The sequence below is a fragment of the Acinetobacter sp. BZX-2 genome (assembly GCF_055179795.1).
Genome location: NZ_CM143686.1, coordinates 3,563,766 through 3,581,990 on the forward strand (window position 1 = coordinate 3,563,766; position 18,225 = coordinate 3,581,990).

At 38.3% G+C, this 18,225-nt stretch carries 14 protein-coding genes, 2 rRNA genes and 1 pseudogene; 6 read left to right on the forward strand and 11 right to left on the reverse strand.

From position 1 onward, the window contains the following. Position 1: 1 nt before the first annotated feature. From creC to ACY45D_RS16775, 4 genes are all read left to right on the forward strand, one after another. Complete coding sequence (creC, locus tag ACY45D_RS16760; RefSeq protein WP_463107725.1) at positions 2-1,471, forward strand: two-component system sensor histidine kinase CreC; 1,470 nt, start codon at positions 2-4, stop codon at positions 1,469-1,471. A gap of 165 nt (positions 1,472-1,636) precedes the next feature. Continuing rightward, the gene (gene creD / locus ACY45D_RS16765) at positions 1,637-3,055 is read left to right on the forward strand and encodes a cell envelope integrity protein CreD (RefSeq protein ID WP_463107726.1); all 1,419 of its coding nucleotides are present in this window, start codon (positions 1,637-1,639) and stop codon (positions 3,053-3,055) included. A 97-nt stretch (positions 3,056-3,152) separates the two neighbouring features. Further along, positions 3,153-3,380 carry a hypothetical protein gene (locus ACY45D_RS16770; protein ID WP_463107727.1) on the forward strand — a complete coding sequence of 76 codons (228 nt, stop codon included), beginning with the start codon at positions 3,153-3,155 and terminating at the stop codon, positions 3,378-3,380. Positions 3,381-3,458: 78 nt separating this feature from the next. Continuing rightward, positions 3,459-3,815, forward strand: a complete 357-nt coding sequence (locus ACY45D_RS16775; protein WP_010114950.1) for a RidA family protein — start codon at positions 3,459-3,461, stop codon at positions 3,813-3,815. A gap of 89 nt (positions 3,816-3,904) precedes the next feature. Here the strand turns inward: ACY45D_RS16775 and ACY45D_RS16780 are convergent, their stop codons facing one another. The 6 genes and pseudogenes from ACY45D_RS16780 to ACY45D_RS16805 all read right to left on the reverse strand — a co-directional run. Next, positions 3,905-4,438 carry a DUF2726 domain-containing protein gene (locus tag ACY45D_RS16780; RefSeq protein ID WP_463107728.1) on the reverse strand — a complete coding sequence of 178 codons (534 nt, stop codon included), beginning with the start codon at positions 4,436-4,438 and terminating at the stop codon, positions 3,905-3,907. A 1,082-nt stretch (positions 4,439-5,520) separates the two neighbouring features. After that, on the reverse strand, positions 5,521-6,222 hold the full coding sequence (locus ACY45D_RS16785; RefSeq protein WP_463107729.1) for a hypothetical protein: 702 nt from the start codon (positions 6,220-6,222) through the stop codon (positions 5,521-5,523). Next, a complete protein-coding gene (locus ACY45D_RS16790; protein WP_463107730.1) occupies positions 6,219-6,719 on the reverse strand; it encodes a PAAR domain-containing protein in 501 nt (166 codons plus the stop codon). The genes ACY45D_RS16785 and ACY45D_RS16790 overlap by 4 nt, the downstream gene beginning before the upstream one ends. A 175-nt stretch (positions 6,720-6,894) precedes the next feature. Then, positions 6,895-9,303 (reverse strand): YgiQ family radical SAM protein, encoded by a 2,409-nt coding sequence (locus ACY45D_RS16795; RefSeq protein WP_463107731.1) that lies wholly within the window; start codon positions 9,301-9,303, stop codon positions 6,895-6,897. 181 nt (positions 9,304-9,484) lie between these two features. Further along, positions 9,485-10,711: an MFS transporter gene (locus ACY45D_RS16800; protein WP_463107732.1), complete on the reverse strand. Its 1,227-nt coding sequence runs from the start codon at positions 10,709-10,711 to the stop codon at positions 9,485-9,487. 95 nt (positions 10,712-10,806) lie between these two features. Continuing rightward, positions 10,807-10,923: pseudogene (locus ACY45D_RS16805) on the reverse strand (hypothetical protein); the annotation flags it as partial. A gap of 232 nt (positions 10,924-11,155) precedes the next feature. Here ACY45D_RS16805 and ACY45D_RS16810 point away from each other — a divergent pair. Further along, the gene (locus ACY45D_RS16810; RefSeq protein WP_089604170.1) at positions 11,156-11,440 is read left to right on the forward strand and encodes a type II toxin-antitoxin system Phd/YefM family antitoxin; all 285 of its coding nucleotides are present in this window, start codon (positions 11,156-11,158) and stop codon (positions 11,438-11,440) included. After that, positions 11,394-11,660: a type II toxin-antitoxin system RelE family toxin gene (locus ACY45D_RS16815; protein WP_089604171.1), complete on the forward strand. Its 267-nt coding sequence runs from the start codon at positions 11,394-11,396 to the stop codon at positions 11,658-11,660. The genes ACY45D_RS16810 and ACY45D_RS16815 overlap by 47 nt, the downstream gene beginning before the upstream one ends. A 456-nt stretch (positions 11,661-12,116) precedes the next feature. On the opposite strand, the gene ACY45D_RS16820 is transcribed toward ACY45D_RS16815, so the two are convergent. The 5 genes from ACY45D_RS16820 to ACY45D_RS16840 all read right to left on the reverse strand — a co-directional run bounded on the left by ACY45D_RS16820 (position 12,117) and on the right by ACY45D_RS16840 (position 17,995). Beyond that, positions 12,117-13,262 carry a PQQ-dependent sugar dehydrogenase gene (locus ACY45D_RS16820; protein WP_463107733.1) on the reverse strand — a complete coding sequence of 382 codons (1,146 nt, stop codon included), beginning with the start codon at positions 13,260-13,262 and terminating at the stop codon, positions 12,117-12,119. Positions 13,263-13,411: 149 nt separating this feature from the next. Next, positions 13,412-13,975 (reverse strand): DUF4256 domain-containing protein, encoded by a 564-nt coding sequence (locus ACY45D_RS16825; protein WP_463107734.1) that lies wholly within the window; start codon positions 13,973-13,975, stop codon positions 13,412-13,414. A gap of 84 nt (positions 13,976-14,059) precedes the next feature. Next, positions 14,060-14,683 carry a protein DA1 gene (locus ACY45D_RS16830; RefSeq protein ID WP_463107735.1) on the reverse strand — a complete coding sequence of 208 codons (624 nt, stop codon included), beginning with the start codon at positions 14,681-14,683 and terminating at the stop codon, positions 14,060-14,062. A 139-nt stretch (positions 14,684-14,822) separates the two neighbouring features. Next, positions 14,823-14,937 (reverse strand): 5S ribosomal RNA (gene rrf / locus ACY45D_RS16835). Positions 14,938-15,104: 167 nt separating this feature from the next. Further along, a 23S ribosomal RNA gene (locus ACY45D_RS16840) occupies positions 15,105-17,995 on the reverse strand. Positions 17,996-18,225 lie beyond the last annotated feature (230 nt).

Consider the following 18,225-nt stretch of genomic DNA (forward strand, 5'->3'; position numbering starts at 1 on the left):
AATGTCTATCTTTATTCGTATTTGGTTTTTCTTCGGTTTAATTATCTTGCTTGGACTGTGGTTTATGTCCTATACCTTTAATCAGCAAGTTAAACCCAATGTCCGCCAAGTGGTTGAAGATACACTGGCTGAAAATGCCAATATTATTGCGATGTTAGTCGCTGAAGATGTGTATGAGAATAAAGTCAGTACAGCGCAATTTGATGCAAAAATTCAAAAAGGGCTGAATCGAAAACTCAATGCGAAAATTTGGCAACACAATAAAAAAGAAATTAACCAACAAATCTATATTACTGACGCTAAGGGTATTGTAATTTACGATTCACAAGGCATCGCCACTGGGCAAGATTATTCACGCTGGAATGACGTTTATCTAACGCTTCAAGGTAAATATGGCGTACGCTCAACTCGCAGTTATGAACATGATTCCAATAGCAGCACCATGTTTATTGCTGCACCGATTTATTATCAAACGATGCCGAATCAGCAACAACTATTGATTGGTGTGGTGAGTATTGGTAAACCCAATAGCTCTGTACAACCTTATATCCAAAGGGCTGAAGATCAATTACTGCGCCAAGCCGCATGGATTACTTTACTCAGTTTATTTCTTGCCAGTTTGGTTGCCTATTGGCTTAAACACAGTATCGACCGCGTTCGGAAATACGCTCAGGCACTTGCTCCTGTGAATCAAACCCCTTATTTCCGTTCAGCCAAAGAGCTGAATCAGGTGGCTCAAGCGGTTGAAAATATGCGCGAAAAACTCGAAGATCGTGCCTATGTCGAACACTATGTCAACACTTTAACCCATGAATTAAAAAGCCCACTCACAGCGATTCAAGCCAGTGCAGAATTACTCAAAGAAGATTTGCCATTGAATGATCAACAACAGTTTGCAAGTCATATTCATGGTCAAAGCCAACGCTTAAAAACCTTAATTGACCGCATGTTATTGCTCACACGTTTAGAAAAATCCAAACATCAAATTGAGATTCAAGAATTTAATTTGTCCAAACTGATACAACAAGTTTTAGATCAACACGCCAGTCAAATTCAAGCCAAGAAAATTCAATGTTTATTGGAGGTTGAAGCCGACTGTATGATTCGAGCAGATCGGTTTTGGTTACAACAAACACTCGCCAATCTTTTGGACAATGCTTTAGATTTTTCAGCAGAATCTGCAAAAATTCTGATTCAATTGCATCACCAAACTCAGCAAAAAATTCAATTGCAGATCTTTAATGAAGGTGAATGGATTCCTGAATACGCCCTCTCACAAATCTTTGATACTTATTTTTCATTGCCTCGCCCAGTTACCCAGCAACGCAGTTCAGGTATTGGTTTAAGCATTGTCAAACAAGTGATTGAACAACATCATGGGCAAATTGATATTCAAAATATTCAAGCCAATCATATTTCGAACATTCAACCGCATCAACAAGGCGTATTGGTGACTATTCTATTACCTTAATCGGATTTAAAAACATGAATTCTTATATAAATTGTTAGATTAAGATTTAAAATACTTCACCTAAACTTCACCTAAACTTCACCTAAAAATCAAAACTAACTCAAACAAAAACCATCTCACTTTCACATACTTAGTCCTGAAAAAAACAAATCATCAGGAATCATTATGCGCTCTAATTTCCTTAGCCTTAAAATCATTGCAATCGTTATATTGGTCGCTATGTTCTGGGGTGGCTTATTTTTCATTACTAGCCTCGTATCAGAACGCCAAGGCTACCAACAAGCCTTTCTTAAAGAAATCTCACAAAACAATATCAGCCCGCAAACCATTGTTTCACCTTATATACACGTCCCTTATGAGGAACAAAAAACGTGTTTGGATGAACAAAAAAAGGCTCATCCATGTACAGAAGAAAGTTGGATGTATATCGGCGCTGATAGCACGCAATGGACCTCAAACTTTAATGTTTCAGACGATACCTACAAACGCACGATTTATCGTGCAATTAGTTACCAAGCCAATTTAACAGCGAAAGGCATCTTCCAAAAACCGCCATTAGAAAATAAAAATTATCTTTGGGATCGTGCCGAAATTATTTTCCCAGTCCATGACCCACGTGGTTTAGATAACCAACCCACGCTTAAGATTTTGAATAAAGACTATGCTTTTGAAATGAGTCCGCAAGGCAATGATAGCTCAGGATTTGATTTTATGAGTATTTCTGCAAAAAAATACCCTGAATTGATCACTGCCATTCAAAATGGCTTTCATTTTGATTTAACGGCAAATTTGACAGGTTTAAATAGATTTACCCTTATTCCAACCAGTCGCAGTGTGAGCTATCAAGCTAAAGGCAATTGGGCTGATATTAAATACGATGGGCAGAATTTACCGTATGCAAAAAACAGCACTCAACAGCAATTCAATGCTCAATGGAAAAATATTGCCCTAGGTCATCAAAACCTAAATAAATTCATCCACTGTGAAAGCAATGAATGTACTCGCCAATTCGCTCAAAGCAATTACGTTCAAACTGCAAATTCCAGTGAGTATGAAATAGCAGGACATGAAAAAATTGGCCTAACAACTGAATTTTTAGAATCAGTGAATGTCTATACCCAAACAGATCGTGCAATTAAATACGGCATTGTGATTATCATCATCACCTTTGGCTGCTTCTTCTTATTTGAAGTGCTGAAAAGCTTACGAATTCACCCGATTCAATACTCATTAGTGGCCATGGCGCAAGGTATATTCTTTGTTCTACTGCTTTCGATCAGTGAATATTATGCCTTTGCATGGGCATATATCGTTGCGGCGATTGCTTGTATAGGCTTAATGACTTGGTATTTATACTTTGTAATGAAAGGCATCAAAGCTGCTGCTTTGTTTGGCATCATTTTAAGCAGCTTATACGCCATTATGTATATGTTACTGCAATCTTCAGGCAAGACTTTCTTAATGGGTTCAATTATCTCCTTCGTTGTTCTCGCAGTTGTGATGTTTATTACTCGCCATATTGATTGGTACAGCATTGGGAATAAACCTGAACGTGAGCTAAAAACCTATACCCCACCTCAATAATCACAAATCAATAATCACAAAACCCCGCTTGTGAATGGTGCCCCGCCATTCACAACACGCTTAAAACAATCAACTCAGAATAATATCGAGACCCGTTATGTACACCACGTATATCACCACACATATTTCTAAAAATCAGCAGTTAAAACAACTATGCCCGATACACAGTTCGATTGCTTTTTGTTTAAATCAACTGAGAATGGCACAGATTCATTTTTTAAACTTAGGCAATTTGATTATCTGTCCTGAATACAATTGCATATTGATCTTTCAAACCAAGCTTTTGATCCGAATCGATGCATTTTCAAAATCGCCACAAACTTAATCAATTGCAACAAACTAGATTTGCAGAATGACCATGATCACGTAAACTTTACCTAATAATTTGTATTCGAGAAATATGATGGCTGTACAACGTTTGCATGTCTCAAATCGTTTTTCTGAAATTGCTGTTTCAGGTAATTTGGTGCATTTAGCAGGACAATTGGCTTCTGACTTTGACTTAGACATTAAAGGACAGACGCAACAAACATTCGACATCATTGACCAATTTCTTGCCGATGCTGGCACAGATAAAAGCCATATTTTATCGGTGACGATTTATTTAAAAGACATTGAAAATGACTATGCAGCGTTCAATGAAGTTTGGGATGCTTGGGTTGCTGATATTGATGCATTACCCCGTACTTGCGTCGAAGCAAAACTTTATGATCCACGTGTTTTAGTGGAGCTGACTGTTGTTGCAGTCAAACCTGAGTAAAGCTCAACTTTAGACATCGTAATAATCACTTTCAGTGTTGCAATAAAAAATGCATGTTCGGACATGCATTTTTTTATTGGTTGTTTTGCTTAGCCATAAACACGCTGTCTTGAGACCTGATTATGGTACTGTTCAAGCTTTCCCAAGTCTGCAAACTGCTCTTGTTTTACATACTTGATGTCAGAAAATTCAATTAAAAAGTTATCTCTGATTTGTTGATATTCAGGAACATGACTATAACGAATCACACGATAACCCGCAGATTGTAATAAGGCTTCTTGATATTTCGCTTCATTCGCACGTTTTGTCGATGTCTGATCATCTAAAGCCACGATGGCGATTACACGGTAATCTTTGTCTAAAATCACAAAATCAGCAAACATCTTTTGATATTTACTACGGGTATGTTGAAATTTGGTTGTTATTAATGCGTCAAATGACACATGTGCCAAAATATTAGCTTCAGATAAGATTTCTTTAAGACGAATAAAGGTTAGTTGCTCAATCGAATTAAAGACAGCTCTTTGTCTTAATGCGCTATCACTCAATCGTTTATTCGTTAGTCCTTTATAAACGATGACGATTACGACAGCGACGATGAAAATACTTATAATAATCATCATATCCATGTCCTCTTTCCTTTCTTATAATTCGGTTTCTAGACCGTTTATTTTTCCCAGTAATATTAATATATGAATTAATACCTTTGGTTCAAACACTTTGATAAAATCACTACGAACTGCAACACAACACTTATAAATCTTGACTTAAAATTTCACTTCAAAAAAATCAATGTGACATAAGTCTCAGTTTTAATTATAAATTGAATCATAGCTTTATTTTATTCACTTATCATAAGTAATAAATGAATAGGTTTTAATTATTGTTATACTCATTTTCATTTTTAAATACAACTTAATCCGATAAAATTACAACATTATTGTCTAACAATTTATACGACTTTTGTTCGATTTTTATTCAAAATTTTACCCACAGTTCTAAAAAAGTTATCCACAGTTTTGCTTATTTTTGACTCAATCATTGTTTTTTATAGGAAATATGCTTCTATTTTTTTCTAATTATAAACAATCTAGTAACTAAAATGGTTAAAGCCACTAATGCAAGTAATAAGTAAACATTACCATGAAAAAGATATGCGTTATATCCTTTATAAATAAAGGTTGGTAATACTTCCTGTTGTGTATAACCGATAGAGGATTTTTCAAAGAAATAACTTAAAGCCAACGCATATATATGCCTAAAAAGACAAAAAATGATAGAACTTTATTAATTTTATCTTTGATGAAAAAAATAGAATTTATACTCAATGAAGCAATCAACAACGTAAAAACAACAGAATAAACTGTAATCCAATAATTGTAGTTTTCCACTTAGCTTCTTACCACGTAAAAATAGCGGGCTGATCTCGTTTTATCCATGTTTCATAACCAATTTTAATATTAAAAATATTCATAGCTATACTCAGTATAAGAGCAAGTATGCTCATCATTATTACTCTTGGTTTTAATGAAAAAATAGAAATTAGCAATATAATCAAAGAAATTATTATAAAAATAGTATCTATTGATAAAGAATGGTGGTTATTTTTAGTTATGAATGAATTCGCATACATTAAAAAAATTCCCACTAAATTTAAAATAACGATTAGAAATAATATATCAATTTTTTTCTTCATTTTATGTGATCACTTTTTCTTTTCGACAATAAGTGCAGGAATTTGTTTATTATTTCCGAAATAGCCATTTTTCCCTCGTTTGTAAGACCATAGATAAATTTTCTGATCCTTAGCTGTTGTTTCTTCATATACAGCTAAAGTTTTAGAAAAATAAGCATATCCTCTTTGACCATGAACTCTACACTTCTCTTGACTTATTGCAAATACATCAGCAATAGATTGAGGCTCACTCCCTCTTATGCCAGTATTACATCCATGTAAGATAAGATTAGCATTTATAGACCAGCGTAACTTTTCTAATCTAGATATTTCAGTATAAGAAATCGTACCATCTTCAATAACTTTATTTTTATTATCTCTAGTGCTAAGGAACTCTAACCCATCATTACTCCCATCTGATTTACTAGCATGACTAAAAATATGCATTTCTTTTATTTTTGCAGCATTTTTATTTATTTCTAAATATATTTTGGCCCAAATTCTCTTTAAATCTCGCGCATAAGATATTTGATATTCTCGAAAAATAAAATTATCACCACAATATTGTAATTTAAGTTGGGATAAGCAGTAGGTAGAAGCTCTTTGAAATGCTTTATCATAATCCTTATAAAATGGATGATAATAAATACAAATTAAATATTCTTTTAGGCTAACTGGTTGCTTATGAATTGAATCGGGCTCCTTATTCGTTTTACATGTGCCTTGAGTCACTCTATTTCTCCAATATAAATATCAATTTCTTCTGATTTTTCTGTATAGATTCTTTCAGTATACCCTTTTTGGTCTGTTATACCTTTAGCTACGATATTCCCAGTTTTAGAGTTTTTTAAATAATATGAAACATTTACTAATGGTGTACCATCATCTTGATCAATAAGTTGTACACACTCATCAAATCTCAACTTATTAGTAATATTATGCAAATTGTTTATTAAACTAGAACCTGTATCACGTACAATTAAATCAGAAATCTTCATATATCTAGCACCACAAGTCGAAATATCACCAGCAACAATGACGTTTCGCCCATTAACCAATATGAACCCTCTTTCTGAAGCAATTGCTTTAGACACAACGTTACATTTAGGACAGTAATGAGTCATTCCCTCAAGATGAACCGCCTTCCCTTCAACGCCCCATGAATCATCACCTTGATCAATTTTTCCACCATGATCGGTAAAACAACCTTTTGTTATAAATGCTTTCATTTTATGACCTGTTTTAGTTATTCATTTTAAAGATACAAACTTAAATCAAAAAACAGTGAAACACATCACACTATATAAATCCACTACATTAATTTTTTAGATGTAATAAAAAATTCTTGTTTAAAACTGAATCAATAAAAAAAGGATGCTTCCGCATCCTCTTTCATTTCAAAAATTAAGCCCGATTCTTTGGCTTAGACTTCCCTTTGCTATTGCCACCAAACGGTTTTTTATCACCTGTTTCGCGTGGTGGTAGCCCTGTATGTTGCGTCAAAATCTGACCACGTTCTGGACGTTTTTTGGTATTCGATGGACGCGATTGATTCTTCGCTTGTTGATTACGATGATCACCATTACGCTTCTGCGAATCACCATCTACTGTCGAATTCTTCTTACGTGCAGATTGATACTGACCTTCAGTTGTTCCCGCAGGCTGATACGTTGGAATCAAATGCTGTTTTGAATTACCAATTAAATCTTGGCGACCCATTTCTTTTAAAGCTTCACGTAATAATGGCCAATTGTTTGGATCATGGTAACGTAAGAACGCCTTATGCAGACGACGACGCTTCTCACCTTTCACAATATCCACATCTTCAGTATAACGCGCCACTTTTGCTAAGGGGTTTTTACCCGTGTGATACATGGTCGTTGCTGTGGCCATTGGCGATGGGTAAAAGGTTTGTACCTGATCAGCACGGAAACCATTCTTTTTCAACCAAATCGCCAAATTCATCATGTCATATTCAGTCGTACCCGGGTGCGCTGCGATAAAGTACGGAATTAAATACTGTTCTTTACCTGCTTCTTTACTGAAACGATCAAACATTTGCTTGAAACGATCATACGTCCCGATCCCCGGTTTCATCATCTTAGACAATGGACCTTTTTCGGTATGCTCAGGCGCAATTTTTAAATAACCACCAACATGATGCTGAACCAATTCCTTCACATATTCAGGGTTGAGTACCGCTAAGTCATAGCGTAAGCCTGAACCAATCAGAATCTTTTTGATGCCTTTGAGTTCACGTGCTTTACGATATAACTGAGTCAAAGGTGCATGATCCGTATGTAAGTTTTGACAAACACCCGGATAAACACATGATGGTTTACGACAGTTCTTTTCAATTTCAGGATCTTTACAATGCAAACGGTACATATTTGCAGTTGGGCCGCCCAAGTCAGAAATGATCCCTGTAAAACCCGGTGCAGTATCACGAATCTTTTCAACTTCACGTAAAATTGATTCTTCAGAACGGTTTTGAATAATACGCCCTTCATGCTCTGTAATCGAACAGAACGTACAACCGCCAAAACAACCACGCATAATATTGACAGAGAATTTGATCATATCAAATGCAGGGAAACGTGCATTACCATAAGCAGGATGTGGCAGACGTGCATAAGGCAAGTCAAACACATAATCCATTTCTTCAGTGGTCAACGGAATCGGTGGAGCATTGAGCCATACATCACGTTCACCATGCTTTTGTACCATTGCACGCGCATTTCCTGGATTGGTTTCAAGATGCAAGATACGATTGGCATGTGCATATAAAACTGGATCATTTGAAACGTCTTCAAATGCAGGCAAACGAATCACCGCCAACTCACGTGGTGGTAATTTATGTTTAATGGCTTTAGATGTAGGTTGTAATTGAACGATTTGGGTATTTTCATCCAAATCATCGCCTTCACGGACAATCGGGTTGGCAACAATTTCTTTTTGGAAATTTTGATATTGCGCCAGTGAATTGCCTTTACCTTGCTCGATTTCACAACCATCCAAATCCTCAGTCATCACATAAGGATTGATGATTGGATCAACACGACCAATGCTGTCGACATCATTTGACGCAATTTCTACAAACTGTGCCTTAGACGCACGATTATTTTTATTGACAATAAATGCAGTACCACGAACATCAGTAATTTCGTGAATTTTTTGACCTTTGGCAAGACGATGCATCACTTCTACAATCGAACGCTCACCATTGCCGTACATGAGTAGATCTGCTTTAGAATCCATCAATACTGAACGACGTACTTTATCTGACCAATAGTCATAATGTGCAATACGACGTAAAGATGCTTCGATACCACCTAAAAGAACTGGAACATCTGGAAATGCTTCACGACAACGCTGACAGTAGACTGTTGCTGCACGGTCAGGGCGTTTATTCGGTAAATTATCTGGTGAATATGCATCATCCGAACGGATTTTACGGTCAGCCGTATAACGGTTGATCATCGAATCCATGTTGCCTGCCGTCACACCCCAAGCGATATTAGGTTTGCCTAAAACTTTAAATGCTTCAGCTGAAGTCCAATCAGGTTGTGCAATAATTCCGACACGGAAGCCTTGAGCTTCCAATGTACGTCCGATGATGCCTGAGCAAAATGATGGATGGTCAATATAGGCATCACCACAAACCAAAATAAAGTCACAACTGTCCCAACCGAGTTGATCCATTTCCTCGCGTGACATTGGCAAAAATGGTGCTGGTTCAAAGCACGATGCCCAATATTTGTCATAATCAAACAACGCTGTAGGCGCTGTCTGAGCAGTATAAGCGGTAGACATGGCGAATTATCTCGATTGGCAGTTGGCGATCGGGAGAGATCTAAGATGAAAGCCGATCATTTTACCATGAATTACATTCATCTTGCTTGATTAAAAAACACTCAAAAACAAAAACATGTAAATCAATTTATATTTTTTAATTCATATCTATTAAAAAACAGTAGATTTCATCTATTTTCAATCAACTTTGAGATGAAATTTCCGTACGGGTTTGAAGCTGTTTCAGTTTAAAAGCAATGATTAAACCAAGAAGCAAAACGCCGCTTATCATCAGTGTCAGCCCAAACCATCCGTAATTTTCCCACACCAATCCATTTGCACTCCCTAAAACACTAGACCCAAGGTAGTAGCAGAACAAATAAAGTGAAGAACCCACAGCACGGTATTGTAAAGACTGCACAGACACCCAACTGCTCGAAGTAGAATGCGCCGCAAAGAATGAAAATGTGAAAATAAACAGTCCAATCAAAATGACCCAAAGTGATGGAATGAACATGATCCATAAGCCGATGATCATGCTTAAAAACATGGCAATAAGCACTTTACTTCGACCAAACTTCTGACTCCACTCTGCCGCGCGTGGTGAACTATAAATCCCTGATAAATATGCGATTGAAATAAGACCAATCCATGTTTGTGATAGTTCAAAAGGTTTTTCTAAAAGATGGTAACTCATGTAATTAAATACGGTTACAAAACAGCCCATTAAGATAAAGCCTTGTGCGAAAAGCAAACGTAGTTTTGGATCAGCGAGATTCTTTTTAAAGGATTCTATAAAGCGTGAGAATTGAATTGGATAGGCTTTGAAATGTTTAGATGCAGGTAAAGCAATATAAAATATGATCGCAATCAATAGATTGAGCACACCGATAATCATGGTTGCTGCTTGCCATGAAATATAATCCAGTAATACTCCTGCAATTAAACGCCCACTCATTCCACCGATTGCTGTACCTGAAATATAGAGTCCCATCGCAAAGCCAACATCTTTTTGTGCAATTTCTTCGCCAATATAGGTCATGGCAACAGAGGCAACTCCACTCACAGCTAAGCCAATCATCATTCGTATAGCGAGAAAAACTTCCCAATAGGGTAAAAAAGCACTGATTAACAATAATATTGCTGTGGAAAATAAAGAAATGACCATGATGGGCTTACGACCAAAACGATCTGAAATAAGCCCTGCAAACAATAAGCCTAAAGCCAAAGCAATGGTTGAAAATGACAGCGGAAAACTACTATGTGTTGGCGTGATATGGAAGAATTTTGCCAGAAAAGGCATCATCGGTTGTACGCAATAGAGTGATGAAAATACCGCAAAACCTGCTAAAAATAGCGACAGTAAAATTGCAATAAAAGGTTTTGTACCGTATTCAATATAAACTGAGGATTCAGATATTTCAGACATAATCACTCCTTATGTCTGCTCAGTATACGCCTGTTTAAACCATTTAATAGAAGCTAAAATACTTATTTAGCAACTTAATCTCACAATATGAAAATTTAATACAAATTATGAGGTAAGCGAATTTGAATGATTTCATTATCATCTGATTGTTTTGCATTACGTTCAGAAGAGCTTGGAAAGTCATTATCATTTAATACAGTGACAGTGTATCCGAGAAATAATTCTCAATCCTATGACATAGCTTTAGGAACTCCGTGGCGTACCACAATATGGTTTACACGGATACCAAGTCCTTAAAATAGTTCGTCGTTACTGCCCTTTAGTTCTTTATGATGTTTTAAATGATCTTTAAACAGGTCTTGTAATTGGTTTTTAACTTGAGTATCTTATATAGTGATTTAGCTTTGGATTGATAACCTGAAGCCATAAGAGGGTCTGTAAATCATGAACAACATAATCCTTAGTCGATTTGTTTCTAGTATTTCTGAATTGAAAAAGAATCCGATGGAAGTCGTCAACAATGGGTTCGGTGAAGCTGTAGCTATTCTGAATAGGAATAACCCTGCTTTTTACTGCGTTCCAGCTGATATGTACGAAAGAATGATGGATTTAATTGAAGATCAGGAACTTTTAAAACTAGCTAAACAAGTCGAAAATGAACCAGTAATTGAGGTTACAATCGATGAGTTACAGGCTGAGATTCAAAGAAACCGCAAGAAAAAAGTTTAGTAAATTAAATCCTGATATTGCTGAACAAATTTTGAAGAAACTAGCTAAAGTTCTAGAAAATCCAAAAATTCCTAAAAATAAGCTGAGTGGATCTGTTGATCTATATAAAATTAAATTGAAGTCAGCAGGATATAGATTGGTATACCAAGTTATTGATGATGAATTAATTGTATTAGTTCTAGATGTTGATAGACGAGATACGATTTACAAAAATATGTAAGCTAAATGAGCCCTCAATCTTTGGTTGTTGGGCTTTTTTAGTACGTGGGTTTAATTTTAATCATAATTGTATTTTTAATTTTCAAATCATATTGTTGTCTGACTTCAATTTGGACTGCAGGCATTCTTATTCTCAAATATCTATTTTTAGATCAAAAGATTAGCATACTATCTATACTTCTTTGTACGCCATAACGTACAAATGATGAGGCGTTTTGCAGCTGTTCTGAGTTTCGCAAAATCGATATTATAGTTACATAAAGAAACAGGACGTTTCAAATGATCAAGAATAACAACAACGGTCAATAAGCAATGCACAAAATAGATGGACGCATAAGTAGTCAACAGGCAGTTCACTACAATAATGAATAGATACAAAGAAGCCCCGACAGGATGTTGGGGCTTTTTTATGCTTAACTTTTGATCTTAATTCACTTTTAGACTGAGTTCTATATCGCTACTCAGGTAATAATTGCAATAAATGAGCATCTTTTCCATCCTCAAGTACCCACAGACTACCATCATGTGCAACTTCTAAATCACGAATTCTTTGCTTCATCTTTAAACGCTGAACTTCAACCACTGGACTTTGAGCCGTATCAACCACAACAATTGATTTTGAAGATAAACCAGCAATTAATGCTTTATTGCTCCATTGTGGAAACAATTTATCTTGGTAAAAGATCAAACTAGATGGAGAAATAACAGGTGTCCAACTGATTTCAGGCGCTTTGAATTCAGGACGAGTATGGTGGTCTGGAATAGGTAAACCATTATAATGATCACCATTAGAAACAATAGGATAGCCATAATTCTCACCACGAATAACAACATTCAACTCATCACCACCTCGAGGCCCCATTTCCACATCCCACAATTTACCTTGTGCATCAAAAGCAATACCCAAAGGATTACGATGTCCCAAAGACCAAACTTGCTTGGCAATATCACCCTGATTTATAAATGGATTACCCTCTGCAGGACGTCCATCATCATTTAATCTTAAAATTTTACCCAAATTGGATTGCATCTCTTGTGCAGGCTCAAACTTTTGCCGCTCACCAGAACTGATCCACAACTTACCATCTTGACCAAATAGAATACGATGTGAATAATGCCCTTGACCTGAAACTTTAGGAACTTGTTCCCAAATTCTACTTATATTTTTTATTTTTGGATTCTGATCTGATAGATCGAGTTCACCACGTACCACAACAGCACCGTAGCCACCTTTCCCTGCTTCCGCGTAGCTCAAATAAACCCATTGATTCTTTTCAAAATTAGGATGCAAAGCAATATCACCTAACCCGCCCTGACCACCATAAGCAACTTTAGGAATACCTGAAATATCAATACTTTGTCGAGTCTGGGGATCAAATAATTTAACGTGTCCTTTCTTTTCGGTAATAAGCAACCGACCATCAGCAAGCTGCGCCATCGCCCACGGTTCTTCAAAAGTTGCAATTTGTTCAGTTCGATAACTTTGTTTGACCTGCGAAGGTTTCATTTCTGCAATAGCATCATTATTCGCATTACATGCACTTAAAAATAGGCTACTGAAAAATAAAGAAAAGACAGATATATGGATCAATTTTCTTTGCATATTTTCCACTCTTTTATCATCTACGTGGTCATGATTTAAAATAACATCCATACAAAACAAATGATCAATTCAATTGGTAACAAAAGATCAAAGCTTTTAAAGCTAGATCATTTGATATTTGCATCAACCTTTCTAGCTTAACTCTCTCATTAAATTTCTATAAATGCTCTAAAACCTCGAGATGCATAATAAGATTGAGCACCATTATGATAAGTAAAAACTTGTCCATAACGGTAATCGCAAAACAATGCTCCACCTTGATTACGAACAGTTTCAGGCGTTTCAACCCAACTTGATGTTTTAAAATCGAAATTAAAAATCGTTTGTAAATGATGATATTCTTGTTCTGATAATAATTGCACGCCCATAGCCTGAGCGATATCAATAACATTATCTACAGGTTTATTCTCTTTACGTGCATCTAAAGCCTGCCGATCATAGCAAAGACTTCGACGTCCTTTAGGTGTTTCGATACAACAATCATAAAATCTATAAACACCATCAGATGTGATGGATAAAACCACATCGGGTTCACCGCCAGTGCGCTCCATTTCGTGAATAGACCATAACTTTTCAGGGTTATACATTAATTTTTCTTCAACATCACTCCAAATTGAATTTGGGTGACGATTCATATTCTGTTCAAATCTACCTTTTAATATTGTGAATAACTGATTCGTTTCTTGTGATGATAAGGCCTTAGATTTGTTCATCGTTCAGTATTCATATGCAGTTAAATAAAATGTAGCCTATATACAGCAAATTTGTGTTTTATTTTGAATCCGCCAATCTAAAGATTATAAAAAAGTTTGAAAATATTTTTGAAAACCAGCTTTTTGATATTGTCGATAAGCCTCTCGTAATTCCTCACCATAGATAGGATCCCGATTTTTTAATTCTTTTTGGATAATTCTAGGCATCAATGGATTGGCAGAACGCTCGCTGATCAATAATGCAACCAATTGGCAAAAGCCCTCTTCTTTTTCTTGAGTAGCGAATTTATATTGATGTTGCGAAACCAATACATGGGCCAATTCATGCCCCAATACCCAAACTAAATTTGCTGTAGGCATTCCATAAATCACTTTTATCTGAGCCTGATCATGCCAAGTACTTGAAAAGATATTTGTTTTGGTTATATTTATAGCAAGCCCTTCAGCACCATTGAATCCCAAAGTCTGCATTTTATCTTGGCTAATTAAACTAACCTGCGTATTGCCTCTTTTAAATTTAAATCCAAGATTTTCAATTTGTTGTAATACCCAAACAGCGACTTTCTGTAAATTTTCAGTTGTTACAATGATATGCTGCACACAATCTATGCATAACAAACGCCCATCTTTATATCGCGACATATTATTTGTGAATTGAGTGTTATGACAATAATAACAAGAAGAACGTTGATACAGATTACTCAACATCATTGCTCCCCTTTTATTTCTGAATTTTAGATCACTATAGCAAATTATCGCTGACTCTTTGAATGATTTCTATTTTGTCGACAACCCCAAGCAAAAAAAAACACCCCCAACTATCGAGTTGGGGGTGTTTGAATTTAAAAGCTGGCGATGACTTACTCTCACATGGGTAACCCCACACTACCATCAGCGCTAAGAGGTTTCACTTCTGAGTTCGGGAAGGGATCAGGTGGTTCACTCTTGCTATTGTCGCCAGCAAACTGTTATGGACTTGTTCGGGTCTTATTTAAATGCCTTACTTGGTACCAAATGAGTTTAACAGAACATTTGAGTTGGGTATTGTAACTAGCTTTACAACTAAATCAAGTATGATTGATCTTTTATGAATCAAATGATGCTCTATATACAACTGTTTGGGTGTTGTATAGTCAAGCCTCACGAGCAATTAGTATTGGTCAGCTTCATACGTCACCGTACTTCCACATCCAACCTATCAACGTCGTAGTCTTCAACGGCTCTTTAGGAGGCATAAAGCCTCGGGGAAATCTTATCTTGAGGTAGGCTTCCCGCTTAGATGCTTTCAGCGGTTATCCCTTCCGAACATAGCTACCCGGCGATGCGACTGGCGTCACAACCGGTACACCAGAGGTTCGTCCACTCTGGTCCTCTCGTACTAGGAGCAGATCCTCTCAAATTTCCAACGCCCACGGTAGATAGGGACCGAACTGTCTCACGACGTTCTAAACCCAGCTCGCGTACCTCTTTAAATGGCGAACAGCCATACCCTTGGGACCTGCTTCAGCCCCAGGATGAGATGAGCCGACATCGAGGTGCCAAACACCGCCGTCGATATGAACTCTTGGGCGGTATCAGCCTGTTATCCCCAGAGTACCTTTTATCCGTTGAGCGATGGCCCTTCCATACAGAACCACCGGATCACTAAGACCTACTTTCGTACCTGCTCGACTTGTGGGTCTCGCAGTTAAGCGCGCTTTTGCCTTTATACTCTACGCGTGATTTCCGACCACGCTGAGCGCACCTTCGTACTCCTCCGTTACTCTTTAGGAGGAGACCGCCCCAGTCAAACTACCCACCAGACATGGTCCTCGTCCCGGATAACGGGACAGAGTTAGAACCTCAATATTACCAGGGTGGTATTTCAAGGATGGCTCCATTGGAACTGGCGTCCCAATTTCATAGCCTCCCACCTATCCTACACAAGTAAGATCAAAGTTCAATGTCAAGCTGCAGTAAAGGTTCACGGGGTCTTTCCGTCTAGCCGCGGGTACACCGCATCTTCACGGCGATTTCGATTTCACTGAGCCTCTGCTGGAGACAGCGCCCCCATCATTATGCCATTCGTGCAGGTCGGAACTTACCCGACAAGGAATTTCGCTACCTTAGGACCGTTATAGTTACGGCCGCCGTTTACTGGGGCTTCGATCAAGAGCTTCGCTTACGCTAACCCCATCAATTAACCTTCCAGCACCGGGCAGGCATCACACCCTATACGTCCACTTTCGTGTTTGCAGAGTGCTATGTTTTTAATAAACAGTTGCAGGGGCCTGGTTTCTGTGGCTGCCAATAGCTCAAGGAGCAAGTCCTATCACCGTCAGCAGCGTACCTTCTCCCGAAGTTACGGTACCATTTTGCCTAGTTCCTTCAGCAGAGTTCTCTCAAGCGCTTTGGTCTACTCGACCTGACCACCTGTGTCGGTTTCGGGTACGATTCCTGTGTAACTGAAGCTTAGAGACTTTTCCTGGAAGCTTGGTATCAGCCACTTCGCTAGTAAACTAGCTTGTTATCAGTTCTCAGCATAGAGTACCCCGGATTTGCCTAAGATACATGCCTACAACCTTTCACCTGGACAACCAACGCCAGGCTGACTTAACCTTCTCCGTCCTCTCATCGCATTACACAGAAGTATTGGAATATTAACCAATTTCCCATCGACTACGCCTCTCGGCCTCGCCTTAGGGGTCGACTCACCCAGCCCCGATTAACGTTGGACTGGAACCCTTGGTCTTTCAGCGAACGGGTTTTTCACCCGTTTTGTCGTTACTCACGTCAGCATTCGCACTTCTGATACCTCCAGCATGCTTCTCAACACACCTTCATCGGCTTACAGAACGCTCCCCTACCACGTGCACTTAGTGCACATCCGCAGCTTCGGCATATAGTTTTAGCCCCGTTACATCTTCCGCGCAGGCCGACTCGACTAGTGAGCTATTACGCTTTCTTTAAAGGGTGGCTGCTTCTAAGCCAACCTCCTAGCTGTCTATGCCTTCCCACATCGTTTCCCACTTAACTATAATTTTGGGGCCTTAGCTGGCGGTCTGGATTGTTTTCCTCTTGACTACGGACGTTAGCACCCGCAGTCTGTCTCCCGGATAGTACTCATAGGTATTCGGAGTTTGCATCGGTTTGGTAAGTCGGGATGACCCCCTAGCCGAAACAGTGCTCTACCCCCTATGGTATTCGTCCGAGGCGCTACCTAAATAGCTTTCGGGGAGAACCAGCTATCACCGAGTTTGATTAGCCTTTCACCCCTATCCACAAGTCATCCCCTGGCTTTTCAACGACAGTGGGTTCGGTCCTCCAGTTAGTGTTACCCAACCTTCAACCTGCTCATGGATAGATCACCCGGTTTCGGGTCTATACCCAGCAACTAAACGCCCTATTAAGACTCGATTTCTCTACGGCTCCCCTATACGGTTAACCTTGCTACTGAATATAAGTCGCTGACCCATTATACAAAAGGTACGCAGTCACCGAACAAGTCGGCTCCCACTGCTTGTATGCATGCGGTTTCAGGATCTATTTCACTCCCCTCACAGGGGTTCTTTTCGCCTTTCCCTCACGGTACTGGTTCACTATCGGTCAGTCAGGAGTATTTAGCCTTGGAGGATGGTCCCCCCATATTCAGACAAGGTTTCACGTGCCTCGCCCTACTCGTCATCATTATATGTGCACTTTCGTGTACGGGACTATCACCCTCTACGGTCGCACTTCCCAGAGCGTTCCGCTAATACACATATAACTTAATGGGCTGATCCGCGTTCGCTCGCCGCTACTGACGGAATCTCAATTGATTTCTTTTCCTAAGGGTACTGAGATGTTTCACTTCCCCTCGTTCGCCTCGCATGACTATGTATTCATCATGCGATACCTACCTTATGGTAAGTGGGTTTCCCCATTCAGAAATCTCCGGATCACAGGATATTTGCCGCCTCCCCGAAGCTTATCGCAGGCTATTACGTCTTTCTTCGCCTCTGACTGCCAAGGCATCCACCACATGCACTTAATTACTTGACTATACAACCCCAAACAGTCGCTAACACATACAAGTGAGTGTTATCGTTGCAAACTTAATTGCTACTATCTGTTGTTCGTGCACTTAAGCACTGTACAGCTTCAATTTAATTCATATACCAAAACGCTTGATTCAGTTTTATCGCTAGTGCTCATTTCATTCAACATTAACAATTGCTTGTTAATTTGCTTGAAACGAGTTAAACAATTATTTCAACTCAAATTTATTCTGT